Origin of the sequence: Cryobacterium sp. PH31-O1 (assembly GCF_030063455.1) — a bacterium.
Taxonomy (GTDB): Bacteria; Actinomycetota; Actinomycetes; order Actinomycetales; family Microbacteriaceae; genus Cryobacterium.
Genome location: NZ_JASITB010000003.1, coordinates 358051 through 376085, shown reverse-complemented (window position 1 = coordinate 376085; position 18035 = coordinate 358051). Strand labels below are relative to the sequence as shown.

Sequence of the window (18035 nt, the reverse complement as noted above, 5' to 3'; positions counted from 1 at the left end):
CGTCACTATTCGTCTGCCTAAACTTTTCTCAACTAGTAGCGGCGTCTAAATTGGAGTGACTTGAGGCTGCCAGGGTGAGTTCACGACGCTTAACTTCAATTTGCCAATAATAGAAGGACAGCGCCCGGGCGTATTCCCAGCCGGATCGGCCGTCAAGAAATCCACCTCTTAATATATAGGAGTAGATCAAGAACAGAGTGGATTTGGCTGGAAGGTTTGCGGCGATCCTGCCTAGGTATGATCTATTGGAAAGGGACTCCTGATCTTTCTTCGTTAACATCGAAGCCTCCCAATCACTGTATCGATTGTGTCGAGAAAAATAGTCGTAGAGACCATCTTGATCATCGTGCCCAAGGGGTGATGACAATTTTGCTACGTTACCAAGCACTTCTGGCTGGTAGTGTCCTTCGACCTCCCACATGTTCTTTACATCTAAATCATCAGGCCGCGGCCAAGTACTTTGGCTTGTCCTGATCCCGATGCGTTTGCTCACCCGATGCCCGTGTCGAAGTTCCTTACCCAGCCAGAAGTACTTCAAAGGGACTTCGAAGGCGGTAGAAATTTCAGCGCTTATAGTTGATCGTATTTCTGCCACGAGGCTCTCAGTCAGGTATTCATCCGCGTCGAGATATATAACCCAGTCGTAGGCTGCTTTAGTTAAAGCCCATTCTTTCTTTTTTGGATAGGCCCCATTCCAATCGAACTGGATGATCTTTGCTCCTGCATTCTCGGCAAGTCTGCAGGTGTCGTCCGTGCTGCTGGAATCAACTACCAAGACTTCAGCAAAATCGTGGGCGCTGTTAACAGCCCGTTTGATATGCAACGTTTCGTTTTTTGTCAGAATGATAATCGACGCCTGAATCTTCACTAATTGTCTTCTTTCACTGTATATGTGCATGATGTGTTAGTAGTTCCACCATTGGCGTCCAAGTGACATGCGTCTGGGCGTACGTACGTGCCCGCTCACCCGATTGGCTGACGTGAAGTTGATTGGTGAAGGCGGAGTTCAAGGAGGCGGCGAGCGTCACTTCGTTCATGGGAGAAATCACATCGCCGGCGTTGGCTTCGTGAAGTAGGACTGAGGCCGCTACCTCCGGATTGGCGATGACATGGCAGCCAGCGAGCATGGACTCACAAATAGTAAGCCCAAAACTTTCGTGTTCTGAGGAGACTACGAAGGTACCGGCATGCTGATAAAGCCAGGACTTTTCGGGCCCGGCAACGGGGCCAATGAAGACGACGCTATCTTCCACGGCGAGTGATTGAGCTAATTGCCTGAGATCGTCAATCGTAAACGAGCCGTCGGGACCGGCAACTATCAGCAGACCATAGTTGGCGGCGATCGACTTCGACCAAGCCCTTAATAGTAGGTCGGGACGTTTTACGGATGCGAGCCTGCCCAAATACAGGAAACAACTGTTTCGGGGGAGCGCAGCAACCCTAGCTGCGAGATCTATTTGATCGTTGGTTTCGCTACCCACTGGCGCGCAAGGAATGGACAATTCCGCGCCCAGGATCCGAATAGCGGCCTGATCGGCGCGGACAAAACTTGAGGCGCTGGATGCCTCGTTTGCTGAAGCAAAGGCTACGTAACGAGCATGGCGTATCATGGCGTTGCCAATCAGAAGATTGAAGATGCCCTTTTTGCTCATGGACCAATGATCTTGATTTTCTAGGGCCCCGTGTGGTTGGAGACCATATGGTACGCGCCACAGTCGTGCAAATAGGTACCCATATACATTTGGTAGAAGATAGTGACCTTCGATGTGAATAAGGTTGGCGTTGCGAGTATCACGCAACACGCGGTAAAGGAGCTTGAGGCTGTTCTTCATCTTTAACGGCCGCGAGGGAGTTCCGAGCCATATGTTAGTTCCGCGCCCTGTTAGCTCGAGCGCGTCTTGGGACGTCAGACTCTTGCCAGAGTCGTCCTGATACGACGTTGAGAGAAGTCTTGCGTTGACTCCTCTTTTCAGCAGGGCACGATGGAGTGCCACCGAGCTGATCGACGGTCCACCGTATGTTGGTGATATTGCGGCGACAATTTGAACTATTTGGAATGGGCCGGTAAGGGATACGTCCGGTGGATTAGGCACAGGCAATTGATCTGTCGCCAAGTATCTTATTCCGCGGGTGGTGCATCGGTCGTGGTTATCGAAAAGCGAATTTCGCGGTCTAGTCTATTCGGGCCGTGAACGATTACGTTACATGGAATTTTGCCGTTCACCACGCTGTATGGAGCAACGACAGCAGATCGCATGATGTGAGCACCGCCGAGAATAATGCACCTCGCGGTTACCCAAACACCGTCCTCGATTACGATTGGGCGTGTGATTAGAGCCATGTCCTGCCGGTAGGCGTGGCTACCAGTTGTCAGAAATGATTCCTGGGATATTGCGACGTCGTGTCCGACGTAGATATGGTCCTGATTGTGAAACCAAACACCCTCACCGATCCAGGAATCCTGACCAATATGGAGCTTCCACGGGAATTTTACGCGCGTTCTGGGCCGAAATATCACACCGTGGCCTATTTCGGCACCAAACATTCGGAGCACTAAGACCCTGAGTCGTGAACTGATCTGCCACGGGTTCGAGATAAAGAGCAGTTCGAAAATTGCCCACGAATACACCGTGAGTCGAGATCGGTCCCACGCCTCGTGTTGCCCTGGGGCCGACTTTAGGCTCAAGACGGGCACAGAATGATTTGCATTATTTGTGTCTTTCACGGTTCCCCCGATACCTGCCACGTGTTTCAATTCTAGTCAATGGATTGACGGCTAAAGGCCGCCGAGTGCACTTAAATTTCTCTGCCGTAGCGCACCGGTCAGCCCCGGGTCGTTCGGCGCTGACCTAGGTGGTGTATCGCTCGCAGTGATTAGGTTCAACTGGTATTCTTGTACGCTTGTCCCAATTTGGGCGACGACCAACCCACTTAGCGCTCCACCCGACGACGATGTGCAATCGAAAGTCGTTGCTCAACATCCTGTCCGTGTACCGGTCAGCTGTGAGTGGATATTTCGACCGACATGAACTAATGCCACGCAACATTGCGACGGATTACAGTCGCAGGAGATCCCGCAATGAGACAGTTTTCCTCAGAAAAACTTCTTGTGACCGTCGCGTTCCCCGCCACAACGCAGCCATTTGCTATCTGCACACCCTTGAAGATTTTCGCGTGGCTCCCGATCCAGACTCGATTGCCAATTTGGATGGCTTTGCTCGTGGGCCCCGGAAGAGTGCCATTTACACTGAGACTGTGAAAATCATCGTCCAGAATCTGCACGTTCCAGCCGATTGCGCAATTTTTACCAACGGTCAGTCCTATTGACGTAATTATCAGGACAAACGGTGAAAAATGAGTGCCGTCACCGACAGCCATGGTCGAATTCTGTCCAATATCCCAGCGATTTCCGCTGGCGACGGAAACAGTGCCATTCACCTCAAGGCGTCCGCCGATCCGAAGCAGACCTCCCACACGACTGTCAACGAAACCGTAGTACCCGACGCCCAATTTTATGCGAGCGTTTCTCGTCGCGCGGATGTTGTTGCCCCCAACAAGCCGAAACCGTTGGCCGACAACACATCGCCCTTGGTAGGGCAGCGCCCTGAATGTGCGCCACACCGAAGGACGAAATTCGCTGAAGGCTAGTCGAGTCAGTTTAGCAATATTCATTTGAACCTCTTTGCTCGGAACAATGGTCATTTAATCAGGCCTTGAAGCCGTAGGTACACTTCAAAAAGGAGGTGACTTGTCGATGGAAATGCCGCCGAGTAGTCTACATTAGGACTTTTCCACCCACCATTTGAAATGCGAATTGGTCTAACGAGCAAGGCAACGTTTCGCTGTTGTACCTTAATGCGGGAGGCTAGAAAGTTGTCCTGCGAAACAACAACGGCGCTGTCCAAGCGAGTATCGTTTTCATTCTGAAAACTGACGCCATCGCCTATTCGAAAGCGGTCGCTGAAGTGCAGTTTTCACGAAGATTTCACGCGCGTTCGTGGGCAAAGGATCACATCATCGTCACTTTCATCGCCGAAAAATGGTTGAAATCGCACTCGAAGAGAGGAACCTATTTGCCAAGCGTCTGTGACGAACAGAAGTTCGCAAGTTGTCCGCAGATAAATCTCAACCTTTGGTCTGTCCCTTGCGGTGTGCTTCTTTGGAGTGTCGGCGAGGTTTATGACTGGAATCGGAGACGAATACTCAGCCGGATGATTTTCCATGGCCGATGGCCCCGTAATTTTTCGTTCCACAAGCCGCGCCCACCACGCGTCTGAAACCTTGCTTTCAGAGTATACGGCGCTTACGTTTTGTGCTTTCGCGGTTGAATTCTTTCGACAGTAGGATGGCGAGTGGAATAAGCGAGTGCGGGCTATTCATCGAGACAGATCACATCGCGGCCTGACGCGAACTATCGCGACACACATTGGGGGCGTTCGTGGGGCTGACACCTAGTTTTGTTTCGTCCGTGGCCAGTCACGTTCTTGAAAATATTTCTATTGTGAATATGGCTCACGAATGACGCTCATCAAGCCTAGGAAGTCTGGGTCGGCGGTGCCTGGTTCGCGTCCATTCCGCGTGCTCGTTCTCGGCCTCAACTATTTCCCTGAGCAGACAGGAATTGCTCCGTACACTAGCGCCCTTGCGCGGGGCCTTCAGGCGCGTGGAATGCAGATCGACGTCTTTTCGGCGCACCCGCACTACCCGGAGTGGAAGATCCACCCGGGGTTCGGCGTCTGGACAAAACACGACACCGTCGACGGTGTTGCGGTACGGCGGCTGCGCCACTATGTGCCAGCGCAGCCCAGCGGAGTGAAGCGCTTGATCTCCGAGATCTCGTTCGGGCTGCGGCTCGCGTTCTCGCGCTGGGGTACGCCAGATGTGGTGGTTATGGTCTCGCCAGCGTTGTTTGCAAGCGCTATCGCGACCCTGCGCATCCGTTTGGGGTGGCGCAAGCCTGCCGTGAACGTGTGGCTGCAGGACATCTACAGCCTGGGTATCACCGAGACCGGCATGGGCGGCGGTCTGGTTGCTCGCATAATTACGTGGGTTGAAAAGAAGACGCTAAATGCGGCGGCGGGGGTCGTTGTCATCCACTCGCGCTTTGCGGACTACGTGAGTGACAAGCTCGGGGTCGACGCGGATCGCGTCGAGGTCGTGCGCAACTGGACTCACCTCGACGCGGCGCCCGTGGCACACCTGCCGGCAATCCGTATCGCGCACGGTTGGGCCGCTGACGAGACCGTCGTGCTACACGCAGGCAACATGGGTGTGAAGCAGGGGCTTGAAAATGTCGTGAACGCTGCTCGGCTCGCTGACGAACACCAGCTGCCACTGCGGTTCGTGCTTCTGGGTAACGGCAGCCAGCGTGACGAGCTGCGGGACCTGTCCAGCGGCGTCGAGCGTTTGGACTTCATCGACTCGCTCGAGGACGCGGGATTTCAGGGAGCGCTCAGTGCCGCAGACATCTTGTTGGTGAACGAGAAACCTGGGGTGTCAGAGATGGCGGTTCCCAGCAAGCTCACGTCGTACTTCAACGCCGGCCGGCCGGTGCTGGCAGCGACCGACCTGACCGGAATCACGGCAGGCGAGATCGAGGCGGCCCAGGCGGGGCTGGTCGTCGAGGCGGGGGATGCGCAGGCCCTTGTCGATGCGGCCATGCGTTTGGCTGGCGACTCGGTTTCCGCAGCTGAACTTGGTGCCAACGGTCTGCGATATCGGCACGAGGTACTGGGAGAAGATGCGGCGATCGATCGGTATGCGAGTTGGTTGCGGCGTCTGGCCGCGGAGAGTTCGCGTACTCACGCTGCGAGGTAGCTCCTTCGCACAGCTTCCCGCACTGGAGCGTTTTTTGTCCATCTAAGGTTCAGGCGGCTGCCCGGCCGAAAAGCAATTTTCCACCGCGATCTGACGCGAATGCGGTGTCAAGCGCCCCGAAGTGGGGAGTTCCAGTTCACGCAGCGGGTTGGCTGGGCACCCGCTTGAAATATTCGTTCTGTAGGCTGGAAGCCTCGTGGACTGGCTGTCGCCACGAGCGCAGCCACACAGCAGGGGGAACTCCATGACCAAACGCGCTTTTATCACCGGTATTACGGGCCAGGACGGGTCATACCTTGCTGAGCTACTCCTCAGCAAGGGCTACGAGGTGCACGGGCTGATCCGCCGGGCGTCCACTTTCAACACGTTGCGCATCGATCACCTCTATGTGGATCCGCACGACGAGGCCGCGACGTTGTTTCTGCACTACGGCGACCTGAGCGACGGCTCACGTCTGGTCACCCTGCTGGCGCAGATTCAGCCCGATGAGGTGTACAACCTGGCGGCGCAGTCACACGTGCGCGTCTCGTTCGACGAGCCTGAGCACACCGCCGACACCACCGGCATGGGGACCATCCGCCTGCTCGAAGCGGTGCGCATGGCCGGCATCCAGTGCCGGTTCTACCAGGCGTCGTCGTCGGAGATGTTCGGCGCCACCCCACCGCCGCAGAACGAGCAGACCCCGTTCTACCCGCGTTCGCCGTATGGCGCCGCGAAGGTGTACAGCTACTGGATCACCAAGAATTACCGTGAGGCCTACGGCATGTTCGCCGTCAACGGCATTCTGTTCAACCACGAATCGCCCCGCCGCGGTGAGACCTTCGTGACGCGCAAGATCACCCGCGCCGTCGCCGCGATCAAGGCCGGCACGCAAGACCACGTGTACCTGGGCAACCTGGACAGTATTCGTGACTGGGGTTACGCCGCCGAGTATGTCGAGGGCATGTGGCGCATGCTGCAAGCGGATGAGCCCGACGACTTCGTCCTGGCCACGGGCGGTAACTTTTCGGTGCGCGACTTCGTGGCTACCGCGTTCGAGCACGCGGGCTTGGAGTGGGAGAAGCACGTGCGCTTCGACGAACGCTACCTGCGCCCCACCGAGGTGGATGCCCTGGTGGGCGACGCCTCGCACGCGGAAGACAAGCTGGGCTGGAAGGCCACCGTCGACACCGCCGAACTGGCGCGCATCATGGTCGACGCCGACATCGCCGCTCTCGAGTATGCCGGCGGCAAATGGATCGACCAGGTGAAGCTCGCCAGCTGGGGCACGCTCGAACCCGTGGGAGTCGGCGCGTGACTTTCGACGACCGCGACCGGGTGAAGTTCACGCCGGGGCCGTTGGATCGTTCGGCGCGGTTCTATGTGGCTGGGCATCGCGGCCTGGTGGGGTCGGCTATCTGGCGGCGCCTGCAGGGCGAGGGGTTTACCGATCTGGTGGGGCGGGCATCCGCTGAGCTTGATTTGAAGGATCGCGACGCGGTGTTCGCGTTTTTCGCCGAGACCAAGCCGCGGTATGTGGTGTTGGCGGCGGCGAAGGTGGGCGGCATTCTGGCCAACAGCACCTACCCGGTGGAATTTCTCAGCGACAACCTGCGCATTCAGGTGAACGTGCTCGATGCCGCGCTCGAGCACGGGGTGGAGCGCCTGCTGTTTCTGGGATCCTCGTGCATCTACCCCAAGCTGGCCGCGCAGCCCATCACAGAGGATGCCCTGCTCACCGGGCATCTGGAACCCACGAACGACGCGTACGCCATCGCCAAAATCGCGGGCATTCTGCAGATTCAGGCGGTGCGACGCCAGCACGGCCTGGCCTGGATCTCGGCGATGCCGACCAACCTATATGGGCCGGGGGACAACTTCTCGGTTCAAGGCTCGCACGTGCTGCCGGCGTTGATTCGTCGGTATGACGATGCGGTGTCGACTGGCGCTGCGTCGGTGACGAACTGGGGGAGTGGAACGCCGCGGCGAGAGTTTCTGCACGTGGACGACATGGCCGAGGCGTGCCTGCACCTGCTGGAGCACTATGACGGGCCCCAGCAGGTGAACGTGGGCACCGGCCGCGACGTGACGATTGCTGAGATCGCTGCGGTGGTGGCTGACGTGGTCGGGTTCACGGGGACTACTTTGTGGGACACGACGAAGCCCGACGGTACGCCGCAGAAGCTGCTCGATGTGTCGAAGCTGGCCGGTGCGGGGTGGAGGGCCGGTATCGAGCTCGATGCCGGGCTGCGGTCGACGGTGGACTGGTACCACGCGAACGCGGGGTCGCTGCGGGAGTAGCGGCTGGCTCGCAACCGGTTTGCCCCAGACGCCCGATTGGTGGAATTCGCGGCGAGGCGTCCAAGAAGAGGTCTTGGACTTTGGAGTAGTCTGCACAAAACGCAAATGGCTCGGCAGGGGAACAGTGATCGCACGTAAACCGCTTGCTGAAGGGTACCGAAAGCACCTCATAGGAGAATTTCGAGAAGCTGGATGGACGATCTCGGGCGCGGGCGACAGATTGGCAGCGCGATGCGTATGCCTAGACAGACACAAGACATTCATCAGGGCAGGAAATTTAACTCAGAGCTATGTTCGGGAGAAAATCTCCTGGCTCTTTCGCGAAACTTGCTACAGTGAAGACTAGAAGGGTGAGTCCATGAAGATTCGGGTTACATCTCAATTTCAAGTGTCAGGCGACAGCGATCTCGACCTTCAAACGGATCATCTCCAGGACGCGCTGCTACTTTTGGAGAGAGAAACCTCGTGGGCAACAGAGGCTGACCTGTCTGCGGTTCTTTCATCACGCTTGGTCAACATCTCTGTGGTGATAAATGGATCCAGCTGGGCTGATGCTGAACACAAGGCGATCGCCTTTTGCGCCCAAGCGATTGAGAGCGTAGGAGGTCAAGTTATCGCGGACGCCCTAGAGACGGATCGGTCTGATCCAAGTTTGGCGTCTGCTAATTCGTTGTTCGCAAGTGTCCAGACAACCGAACTGGTACCCGCTTAAGTGCAACCGCATGTTCCGCAACGGAGCCGAGCGGATCGCTTGGTTCGTTGGGTAGGCCAGTATTGGCATCATATTTTCAACTACGTGGGCACCGTGCTCCTGGCCGGTGCCGGCGCGGCCAATCTCCTTGAAAAGTTGAACACCTTTTTCGGCGGAGATTTCCCTGTCTGGGCTCTGTGCTCCGGGGGAATATGTGTCCTCGTCGGATTGGTAGGTCGTTTGAGCCAGAAACCCACTTACGGGGAACTGCTCGATAAGCACGACGATGCGGTGGTGATTTCCACTGACAGGGCAAAGGCCATCAACTCGATGATCAAAGTCCTAATTTTTGATATCTCCACAGAACTGGCCGTTTACCAGTCGGGTATGCGGACCAGCTTTTATTGTCACTCAAACGAAGAGTTCATGCTTCTCAGCAGGGTGTCATCTAGTCCTGAGCTCCAGAAGTTCGGGCGATTAACTTACCCCGAGAAGCAGGGCTCTATTTGGAAAGCTTGGGATGAAGGCGAGACGGTCATAACAGGGTTTCCTGAGGCTCGGGAAGCTTGGGAGTCAAAATTAGTAGAGGAACATGGTTTCAGTAGGGCTGAAGTTGCGGGTATGTCCATGCAGAGCAGATCGCTCATGGCGATTCGCGTCGACAAGCTCGATGGAACGCCCATCGGTGTTCTTGTTATCGAATCCGTCAGTGCACGTGGCGTGAACTCCACACACTTGGACCGGATCCGGGGACTTCCCGCGTGGCGCATTCTTGTCGCCTGTCTAGCTACCGCGACCGACCACTTTCCTGCAGTGGCGCACGCGCTCAGGTCTGAAACGACCACGAGGCCTGTTAGACACAGGAGTACATAGTTGCTCTGTAGATTCTGAGGTCGATCGACTAGAGCGCGGCGTAGCCGAGCTTCGTTGTGGCCTAAGCCGTGACCTCGTCGGCCATGGCATCCAGCGGTGACTCGGGAAAAAACCCGGCCATCTCGCATCCGCTTGCGAAACGGGCAGCCCGATACTTGCGTTCCGCAGACAGGCTCGCGTTGGTCGACTGCGATCTCGGCAAGCTCGATCAACGACATTGTCGTCTTTTGCAGGCCGCCTCGCGTTGGTCAACTGCGATCTCGGCAAGCTCGATCAGCGGCTCGGGGCCGGACGTGCAGGCGCCGCCGTCGTCACGCAGCTCGATCGCCCAAACCCGTTGGTCGAGCTTGCCGAGACCACCACCGGAAGTCGCGGGCGGTCTGCGAAACCCGGCCATCCCGCGTCCGCTTGCAGCCTGTGGATAACTTTCACTCGCCGGGGCGTTCGGTGCCAGTCTCTGCGGTATGCCCTACACCTACATGGTCAAGTGCTTTGACGGATCCTTCTACATCGGCAGCACGTGGAACCTCGAACTGCGAATCTGGCAGCACAACCACGGCACGGAGGAGGGCGGCGCCAGCTATACGGCCAAGCGCCGTCCTGTCGTGCTCGTCTACTTCGAGGAGTACGAACTGATGATCGACGCCTACGGCCGCGAAAAGCAGCTGCAGAAGTGGGGCCGCAAGAAGCGCGTCGCGCTGATGGAGCATCGCATCGCAGACCTGGTCAAGCGGATGCCCCCGGACACCGACGAAGTGGACGCATCTTTCTAGGGCGGCTTGATTGACAATTCAAGAGAGTGAGTTGTGGGGACGCGGCCGGCCATCGCGCATCCGCTGTGATGAAATGATCGGTATGACTCTTGAACTTTCTGATCATTGGGTGTGGGACAACTGGGTCGCGCACAACGGCGACGACCAGCACCTGTTCTTTCTGCGGGCGTCGCGGGCGCTCATCGACCCCGATCGACGCCATCACCGGGCCGCCATCGGTCATGCGGTGTCGCAGAACCTGCGCACCTGGACCCTGCTGCCCGATGCCCTCGTGCACTCCGACGGGCCGGCGTTTGATGACCTGGCCACCTGGACCGGGTCGGTGATTCAGGCGCCGGATGGCACCTGGCGGCTCTTCTACACCGGCATCAGCCGGGCCGAGCGGGGGCTCACGCAGCGTATCGGCTGGGCGACGTCGCCCGACCTCATCGAGTGGACGCGCATGACGTCGCCCGCCCTCGAGGCCGACCCGCGCTGGTACGAGACGCTCGGGGAGGGCACCTGGCCCGATGAGGCCTGGCGGGATCCGTTCGTGTTCGAGCACGAGGGCCTCTTTCACATGTTCATCACCGCGCGGTCGAATCTGGGTGACCCTGACGGGCGTGGCGTGGTGGGGCACGCCACGAGCCCCGATCTCGACACCTGGACCGTGCTCGAACCCCTCACGAACCCGGCCGGGTTCGGCCAGATGGAGGTCGTGCAGGCACGCATCGTGAACGGCACGCCGTCGCTGCTGTTTAGCTGCGGCGCAGCGGATGCCTCGGTGTCGGCCGCGTTCGGAGACCGGGCCACGGCTACCTGGGTTGCCCGGGGCGAGACGCTGCTGGGTCCGTGGGATATGGCCGGGGCACGCCCAGTGCAGTTGCCGTCTTTGTACGCGGCCCAGTTCGTGCGCGACCGGGAGGAGTGGGCGCTCATGGGGTTCACCAACGAGGTCGACGGGGTCTTCGTCGGCAGCATCATCGACCCGATTCCGTGGAGCGACGACCTGCTCGGGTAGCGCGGGCCGGGAGGCGCGGCCGGCCGTCCCGCATCCGCTCTGGGCAGTGCCTAGCGGCACCGGCGGTGTGGCGATAGGGTTTCGGCGACCCCCCAACAGAACGGCCGCTGATGCCTCGTTCGTCGCGCAGAGCTGCGGTCACCGCGGCCGACGCGGTGCCACCGCCGAAGGCCCCCGACCCAGACCCGGCGACGAAGCCGGCCGACGGCGATCTTCCCGTCTCGGCGCGGGTCGCCCTCTACGGATCCATCACCCTCGCCCTCGGCGTGCTGGCCGCGATCGGCATTCAGGGTGACGTGCTCGGCCGGCTCATTCGCAACCAGTCCCAGCTGTTTCCGTGGGCGATCGTGGTCGTGCTGCTGGGCGGGGTGCTTCCTTTTATCGGTGCCCTCTGGAAGCGGCCCGTGCTGACCCGCATCGGGGCGGCGCTCGGCGCCCTGCTGCTGCTGATCGGGGTCTCGTGGATGGTCTGGATCGGGTCGGAGAGCCTCGCCCTGCGCGACCAGCCGGTCGTGAATCTCACCGCGACGATCGCAGCCGACGGCAGCGTGCACCTGTCGGCCGACGCCTCGAGCTCCACGCTGAAGGCCAACGAGAAGATGCTGCTCGACGTGAAGACCATCGACGCGGGCGCCGGCGGCACGACACTCGACTGGTGCCGCGACTCGCTCGTCAGTAAGCACGTCGAGGGTGCTGCTGGTCGATCCGTGTACTGGGGCGAGACCGGGCCGTCGGCAACCGGGTCCGCGACGGATTCCATCGAACTGGTTCTCGACCGCGGCACCACGCGCTACCTGTGCGCGCGGGCCGCGCTCTACCTGCGGGCGGCGCCGGCGCAAGATACCAAGACCCTGTCTGCGGAGCAGCAGCAGGCCGCCGACGCACGATACAAGAAGGAGCAGGACCGCCTCTCGCGTGACGCGCGCGACGCCGTGGTCATCATCGACCTGTCGCTGCTGCACCGCGCGGGGTCGTAGCGCTAGCTGTTGACGAGCTGGTGCACTCGTTGGTGCGACAGGCCGAGCACCGACCCGATGTCACGCAACGGAATGTCTTCGGCGACGAGAGCGCGGGCCAGCTCAATGGTGGCTTGCTGGGCCTTACGCTCCAAATCGGCACCGGCGGCGCGTTCGGCCCGGATGCGTTTGAGCGCACCGTCGATGTCTGTGACCTTTCCTGCGGACCCGACCGTGACAACGACGTCGATGTTCTCAAGCGGTTCGTCGAGCGAGACGGCGATGAATTCACGGGCCATCTGATTCGCCTCGCCCAGATGACGCGCCTGGGTGAGGCCGTGCAGTCCGGCCACCCGCACCATCCACCATTTACCCTCGCGGGAGACCGTTGCAATGTAGCTGCTCATTTCGTGTCCTCAATTGCCTTCAGAACCTGACGTACAAGCCCCGGCGACATCATGGTGTGACCGTCAGGGATGGATAGGGTGCGGCCGGTCGGTGAGTACCATTTGGTGTGGCTTCCGACTGTTTTACCGGGAGTTCACCCCGCTTGTCGCAGCACTTTGACCATCTTTCAGGTAGGTTCCGCGCTCTTCATGCACGCAGTCTAGACGAGATAGACAGTATACTTCAAGGGCAACTTGACGGGCTTGGTGGCGCGGGCTGTCGGCGAATCCCTGCCACCCCGTATCCGCTGGCTGAAAGCGGGCTAGCGGCCGTCGCCCTGCAGGTTCGCGTCGATGCGCTCGTACATGGCGTCGAGGGGAGCGCCCAGGTGCCGGTCGAGCCACCGGCGGATGTAGTACAGGGGTGAGCGCATGCGGGTGCACCTTCAAGCCGGCGGGTACGTGCGCTGCGCGGGCGGCGACACACGACGGATTCGCGAGGGTAAGCGCGCTTCCGTAGTGCGAACGTAGCCTAGTCACCGTCGATTAGCGAGGTTTCTTGAGATTTTCTCTGCTTGACGAAAGCTAGAAGGCGCCGTCTCGGGCCAGTACCGCGCGGGCTGTGCGCCAAAGGATGACCAAGTCGCCGGTGAGCGACCAGTTCTCGACGTAATAGAGGTCGAGGCGCACGGTTTCGTCCCAGGAGAGGTTGGAGCGGCCGCTGACCTGCCAGAGTCCGGTGACGCCGGGCTTCACCAGAAAACGGCGGTGCACGTGGTGCGCGTACTCGTTCACCTCGGTCTCGAGCGGCGGGCGGGGTCCGACGAGTGACATGTTTCCGCGCAGCACGTTGAATAGCTGGGGGAGTTCGTCGAGGCTGAACCGGCGCAGCACGCGGCCCACCCGGGTGACGCGGGGGTCGTTCTTCATCTTGAACATCACCGAGTTGCCGGCACTGGCCTTCAGATCGGCGAGGCGGGCTTCGGCGTCGACCACCATCGAGCGAAACTTGATCATGTGAAAGCGGTTGCCGTTGAAGCCGACGCGTTGCTGGGTGAAGAGCACCCGGCCGGCCCCGCTCATGCGCACCGCGAGGGCGATAGCGAGCAGCACGGGCGAGAGCAGCACGAGGAGCAGGGTCGACACGATGATGTCGAACGCGCGCTTGGTGAATTGGGTGCGTCCTTCATAGCGGGGGGTCTCAACGTGGATGAGCGGCAGCCCCGCGACCGGCCGGGTGTGAATGCGCGGACCGCCAACGTCGATGAGGCGCGGCACCATGATGAGGTGGTGGCGGCCGGGTTCGAGGCTCCAGCTGAGTTCGCGCATGCGGGTGGGGGAGATGGAGTCGCTGCTGGTAATGACGACCGTGTCGGCGGCTTGCGAGTCGAGGGCGGTGTGCACGTCGTCGATGCCGCCGAGCACGGGAACGGTGCCCTCCGGCAGATGGGAGCTGACCTCGCCAGCAGTGACGCAGGCGCCGACCACCAGATAGCCGGCTCCGAGGCGGGTGTTCAGTTCGCGGGCGATATGGGTGGACGACGCGAGGGTGCCGACCAGAATGACGCGGGAGGTGAAGTGGCCGCCGGCACGCTGGGAGACCAGCCACTGGCGCCACATCCAGCGCGAGAACACGAGCACGACCGTGCCGAGCGGAAACGCCAGCAGAATGTAGCCGCGGGCCACGTCAATTTTCATGAGATAAGCCACAATGGCCAGCAGACCGAACAGCCGAACGGATGCCCCCGCGATCAGCTTGTACTCGTCAAAACCGGTTCCGAGCACGCGTCGGTGCGGGTTCCGTAGATGCTGAGCACGGCCATCCAGCTCACGATCAGAATCACGGAGACCGTGGTGTAGCTCACGGCTAGGTCGGAGGACCGCACGGCGAGGTTGGCGCTGTCAAACCCGAACCAGGCGATCTGCACGCCGAAGACGACCCAGATGAGCACGAGCAGGTCGGTGAGCGTGAGGCGGGCCGAGTAGATGGCGTGCCAGTCGCGGGTCGGTTTGATCTGTTTTTGTGCGAGCGTCGTGTTCGACACGTCGTGGTCACCCCCCCCGAGTGTGTGTGCGGAATCGTCCGCCGGACCAGTATACCGAAGTGGGTTTTCCCCATTGAGGGGTCGAGGGCTGCCTGCGGAACGTGACTATCCGCATCCGCTTGTTTGAGCGGCGAGGTAGGCGACTGGGGCCTAGATTGTGCCCAGGCGGCGCAGACGGTAGCCCACACCGCGCACCGTTTCGATGCGGTCGGCGGGCCCGATCTTTCTGCGCAGGTTCGCCACGTGCACCTCGAGGGAGCGCTTGTCGGCAAGCGTCACGAGGCCGCTGGCATAGCTGTCGCCGCGCAGTTCGAGAATGAGTTCCCCCTTGCTGTGCACCTGATCGACTCGCTGCAGCAGCCGCGCGAGCAGATCGAATTCACTGCGGGTCAGCAGAACGGATGCCCCATCCACCTCCACCACGCGCCGCGCCGGATCGAGGCGCAGACCGTCGTGGTGCAACCATCCGTTTGGTTCGAGTCTCGGGACCGAGCTGGGCTGTGTGGCGTCGAACACGGTCGGCGCTCGCCGCAGCACCGCGTCGATGCGGGCGCGCAGCTCGCCGGTGCGAAAGGGTTTGGCGACGAAGTCGTCGGCGCCGGCGCTGAGGCCGCGCACGACGTCGACCTCGTCAAAGCGTGCCGAGATCATGATGATGCTGCTCGCGGTGAGTAGGCGAATGCGTTTGAGTGTTTCGAAGCCGTCCATGCCGGGCATGTTCACGTCGAGGGTCGTGAGCGTCGGGGCATGGGCCCGTACGAGTTCGACTCCCTCGGCCCCGGTGCCGGCGAGCTTCACCTCGAAGCCGGCCTCGATGAGAATGGACTCGATCACCTCGCCCACATCGGCGTCGTCTTCGATGACCACCGCGATGCGGTCAGAATTCACGGTGCCCCCTTGCCCTGTCCCCTCACTCTACCCAAGCCCCACAGCCAGGGAGAGTTGAAAAAATGTTGCGCCGAAACCTACCTGCGCCACCGCTCTCGCGCCCAACGGCTGCATCGGCGCAGCAACTTCAGCGCTCAGAAAGCGCGAGCGGTAGGGTCAGCTCAAACCTGCTTCCGCGCGACGACGATGCGACCAGGCGCAGGTCACCACCGTGCCGCCGCGCGATGTCCCGGCTGATGCCAAGGCCCAGCCCCGAGCCCTCCTGCGCAGACCGCCGCGCCGACTCGGTGCGATAGTACGGCTCGAATACCCGCGCGCGTTCGTGCGGGGCGATCCCGCATCCGCTGTCGGTGACGGCGAATGTCACCGTGTCGACCGTGCGGGTCTCGCTCACGACCACCGTGCCGCCGACCCGGTTGTATTTAATGGCATTGGTCAGCATATTGTCGAGCACCTGCCGAATGCGGCCGGGGTCGACGTCGGCGTGAAGCGGGTCAGAAGCGAGCACGTCGAGCGTCACACCGCGCGCATCGGCCGCCGCCCGGCTCGCCGCCAGGCTCGTCTCGATGAGCGCGCGCAGGTCGATGTCTGCGCGGTGCAGCCCGAGCAGCACCGTTCCCGTGCTGCGGGCGAGCAGCAGATCGGTGAGAATGGCTTCCATCTGCTCGGCGTTGCGTAGGATCACTCCGGCCCGCCGCGCCACCGTCTGCGGCTCGCTCGTGCGCAACACCAGCTCGGCATTGCCCAGAATGGAGGTGAGCGGAGTGCGCAACTCGTGGGTGACGGCCTCGATCAGGTCGTCGCGGGCGCGTACCGCCTGCGCGGTCAGCACGGTTTGCGCGGCCAGCTGCACCCTCTTACGACGGATGCGCGCGCCCGACACCCCCGCAGCCCCCGCCAAAATAAGCAGCGTCAGCGGGTATGCCACGATGCGGGTGAAGTTGTCGGGGTCGAGTTCTTCGCTGTACTGGGACAACAATCCCGCGGGGCTCGTGACCAGAATGAGGGCGATGGCGGCCAGCACAGCGCGCAGTCCGTAGGAGTAGGCGATCCAGATGATAGGCAGAATCAGCAGCAGGGCCCCGCCCGACAGCGTCGCTCCCTCCGCGTAGGCGGTCACCCGAATTCCAATTAGGTCGGCGAGCGGCAGCAGTACCGAAAACCGTTGCAGGGTGGGGTGATTGCGCCAGATGCCGGTGATCAGGGTGATCAGGGCAATGAGGCCGGCGCCGACGGCGTAGAGAACAGGGTTGAGGGCATCCGGTTGGCTGAGCAGTACCGCCGTGCCCACGATCACCAGCGCCCCGAACATGACGCCCTGAAAATCGAGCAGGGTTCGGCCCGTGTCGCGGAGTGCCTCACCTGTCACCATGGCCTCAGCCTAGGGTTTTACACGGCCCTCACGACGGTTTAGCCCACTATGGGGGTTATGGAAACTGGACAGAATCCTGCGGTTGGCCAGACCGTGGGCGACAGCACTATCTCGGGCGGTTGGTTGTCTAGTTAGCGGATGCGCGCCGACGCGTCATCGCGCTCGCTGCGGCCAGGGCGAGTCCGAGCACCAGCGCGGCGCCGCCGCCCCAGATCAGCCCGGTCGGTGCCGTATAGCCCGCGGAGGCGAGCCGGGCGGCGGCGGAGTCTGCCACGACCAGGGTGATGACGGCCGAACCCGAGCGGCCGGTCTGGGCTCCGGAGATGGTGGCGGTCTGCGACCCCGCGGCCGTGGCGGGAAGCACCACGGTAAAGCTCACCGAACCGGTGTTGTTCACGGCGCCGGTCGGCGCCTTCACCGCGCCGACGCTGGCCTTGGGGGAGCCGGAGATAGTGATGGCCGCGCTCGAGTCGTCGGGAAAGGAGCCCGGTTCGGCCGTCACCGTCACGGACGCTCCGGGAGTGGGAACCCCCGTCACCGTCACGTTTACGTCGCCCCCGGGAACATAATCGACAGCGGATGCTGCTGCCGCCGGGACCGCAAAGACGGCGAGAGTGGCGAGAGTGGCGAGGGCGGTGATTGCGAAGAACTTCTTTACCATTTGCGAATTCCTGTCAGCATGGTCGATTGGGCGCGGGCCGCGAATTGGCACCGAAGGCCATACCGTAGCGGCCTTCACCGTAGATATCTACGGTTTCTTGACAAATTGTCACCTTTTCGTAATGCCTGTTAGGCTCTCCTCCCTCCTGCCTCCTCCCTCCTGCCACGGCCGGCCCGCTGTCGGTCCGCCCGATGTCGTTGATCGAGCCGCCGGCGCGCCCGTGCTCATTGTCGGTCCCGCCCGGGCCCACCTTATGGCCCCGGGCCCAGTTTCTAAACTGGGCCCGGGGACGG

Annotated in this window: 16 protein-coding genes; 7 read left to right on the top strand and 9 right to left on the bottom strand. The window is 60.9% G+C overall.

The window, feature by feature from the left end:
• Window positions 1-28 precede the first annotated feature (28 nt).
• The 3 genes from QMK31_RS09015 to QMK31_RS09000 all read right to left on the bottom strand — a co-directional run bounded on the left by QMK31_RS09015 (window position 29) and on the right by QMK31_RS09000 (window position 3702).
• Window positions 29-868 carry a glycosyltransferase family 2 protein gene (locus QMK31_RS09015; RefSeq protein ID WP_283500610.1) on the bottom strand — a complete coding sequence of 280 codons (840 nt, stop codon included), beginning with the start codon at window positions 866-868 and terminating at the stop codon, window positions 29-31.
• Window positions 869-881: 13 nt separating this feature from the next.
• Window positions 882-2093 (bottom strand): glycosyltransferase, encoded by a 1212-nt coding sequence (locus QMK31_RS09010; protein ID WP_283500609.1) that lies wholly within the window; start codon window positions 2091-2093, stop codon window positions 882-884.
• Between the two features lie 937 nt (window positions 2094-3030).
• The gene (locus QMK31_RS09000) at window positions 3031-3702 is read right to left on the bottom strand and encodes an acyltransferase (protein WP_283500607.1); all 672 of its coding nucleotides are present in this window, start codon (window positions 3700-3702) and stop codon (window positions 3031-3033) included.
• Window positions 3703-4518: 816 nt separating this feature from the next.
• Here QMK31_RS09000 and QMK31_RS08995 point away from each other — a divergent pair.
• The 7 genes from QMK31_RS08995 to QMK31_RS08965 all read left to right on the top strand — a co-directional run bounded on the left by QMK31_RS08995 (window position 4519) and on the right by QMK31_RS08965 (window position 12411).
• Window positions 4519-5817: a glycosyltransferase family 4 protein gene (locus QMK31_RS08995; RefSeq protein ID WP_283500606.1), complete on the top strand. Its 1299-nt coding sequence runs from the start codon at window positions 4519-4521 to the stop codon at window positions 5815-5817.
• A 244-nt stretch (window positions 5818-6061) separates the two neighbouring features.
• On the top strand, window positions 6062-7114 hold the full coding sequence (gene gmd, locus QMK31_RS08990) for a GDP-mannose 4,6-dehydratase (protein ID WP_283500605.1): 1053 nt from the start codon (window positions 6062-6064) through the stop codon (window positions 7112-7114).
• Entirely contained in the window at window positions 7111-8097 is a 987-nt protein-coding gene (locus tag QMK31_RS08985) for a GDP-L-fucose synthase family protein (RefSeq protein ID WP_283500604.1), read from the top strand. Before gmd ends, QMK31_RS08985 begins: the two co-directional genes overlap by 4 nt.
• Before the next feature lie 796 nt (window positions 8098-8893).
• Window positions 8894-9661, top strand: coding sequence for a hypothetical protein (locus QMK31_RS08980; protein ID WP_283500603.1), 768 nt, complete (start codon window positions 8894-8896; stop codon window positions 9659-9661).
• 464 nt (window positions 9662-10125) lie between these two features.
• Complete coding sequence (locus tag QMK31_RS08975; RefSeq protein ID WP_283500602.1) at window positions 10126-10434, top strand: GIY-YIG nuclease family protein; 309 nt, start codon at window positions 10126-10128, stop codon at window positions 10432-10434.
• 82 nt (window positions 10435-10516) lie between these two features.
• On the top strand, window positions 10517-11434 hold the full coding sequence (locus QMK31_RS08970) for a glycoside hydrolase family protein (RefSeq protein WP_283500601.1): 918 nt from the start codon (window positions 10517-10519) through the stop codon (window positions 11432-11434).
• A gap of 110 nt (window positions 11435-11544) precedes the next feature.
• Complete coding sequence (locus tag QMK31_RS08965) at window positions 11545-12411, top strand: hypothetical protein (RefSeq protein ID WP_283500600.1); 867 nt, start codon at window positions 11545-11547, stop codon at window positions 12409-12411.
• Between the two features lie 2 nt (window positions 12412-12413).
• Here QMK31_RS08965 and QMK31_RS08960 read toward each other — a convergent pair whose 3' ends face one another.
• The 6 genes from QMK31_RS08960 to QMK31_RS08935 form a co-directional block, all read right to left on the bottom strand.
• Window positions 12414-12797 (bottom strand): hypothetical protein, encoded by a 384-nt coding sequence (locus tag QMK31_RS08960; RefSeq protein WP_283500599.1) that lies wholly within the window; start codon window positions 12795-12797, stop codon window positions 12414-12416.
• A 564-nt stretch (window positions 12798-13361) separates the two neighbouring features.
• Complete coding sequence (locus QMK31_RS08955) at window positions 13362-14561, bottom strand: sugar transferase (RefSeq protein WP_283500598.1); 1200 nt, start codon at window positions 14559-14561, stop codon at window positions 13362-13364.
• The gene (locus tag QMK31_RS08950) at window positions 14528-14821 is read right to left on the bottom strand and encodes a hypothetical protein (protein WP_283500597.1); all 294 of its coding nucleotides are present in this window, start codon (window positions 14819-14821) and stop codon (window positions 14528-14530) included. The genes QMK31_RS08955 and QMK31_RS08950 overlap by 34 nt, the downstream gene beginning before the upstream one ends.
• A gap of 150 nt (window positions 14822-14971) precedes the next feature.
• Complete coding sequence (locus QMK31_RS08945; protein WP_283500596.1) at window positions 14972-15709, bottom strand: response regulator transcription factor; 738 nt, start codon at window positions 15707-15709, stop codon at window positions 14972-14974.
• A 127-nt stretch (window positions 15710-15836) separates the two neighbouring features.
• The gene (locus tag QMK31_RS08940; protein ID WP_283500595.1) at window positions 15837-17081 is read right to left on the bottom strand and encodes a sensor histidine kinase; all 1245 of its coding nucleotides are present in this window, start codon (window positions 17079-17081) and stop codon (window positions 15837-15839) included.
• Between the two features lie 127 nt (window positions 17082-17208).
• Entirely contained in the window at window positions 17209-17742 is a 534-nt protein-coding gene (locus QMK31_RS08935; RefSeq protein WP_283500594.1) for a hypothetical protein, read from the bottom strand.
• Window positions 17743-18035: the final 293 nt, after the last annotated feature.

Bases quoted from the DNA above. Each gene is read 5' to 3' on its own strand.
- QMK31_RS09000 (WP_283500607.1), bottom strand. From the start codon at position 3,702: ATGACCATTGTTCCGAGCAAAGAGGTTCAAATGAATATTGCTAAACTG.
- QMK31_RS08995 (WP_283500606.1), top strand. From the start codon at position 4,519: ATGACGCTCATCAAGCCTAGGAAGTCTGGGTCGGCGGTGCCTGGTTCG.
- gmd (WP_283500605.1), top strand. From the start codon at position 6,062: ATGACCAAACGCGCTTTTATCACCGGTATTACGGGCCAGGACGGGTCA.
- QMK31_RS08975 (WP_283500602.1), top strand. From the start codon at position 10,126: ATGCCCTACACCTACATGGTCAAGTGCTTTGACGGATCCTTCTACATC.
- QMK31_RS08970 (WP_283500601.1), top strand. From the start codon at position 10,517: ATGACTCTTGAACTTTCTGATCATTGGGTGTGGGACAACTGGGTCGCG.
- QMK31_RS08965 (WP_283500600.1), top strand. From the start codon at position 11,545: ATGCCTCGTTCGTCGCGCAGAGCTGCGGTCACCGCGGCCGACGCGGTG.
- QMK31_RS08960 (WP_283500599.1), bottom strand. From the start codon at position 12,797: ATGAGCAGCTACATTGCAACGGTCTCCCGCGAGGGTAAATGGTGGATG.
- QMK31_RS08940 (WP_283500595.1), bottom strand. From the start codon at position 17,081: ATGGTGACAGGTGAGGCACTCCGCGACACGGGCCGAACCCTGCTCGAT.
- QMK31_RS08935 (WP_283500594.1), bottom strand. From the start codon at position 17,742: ATGGTAAAGAAGTTCTTCGCAATCACCGCCCTCGCCACTCTCGCCACT.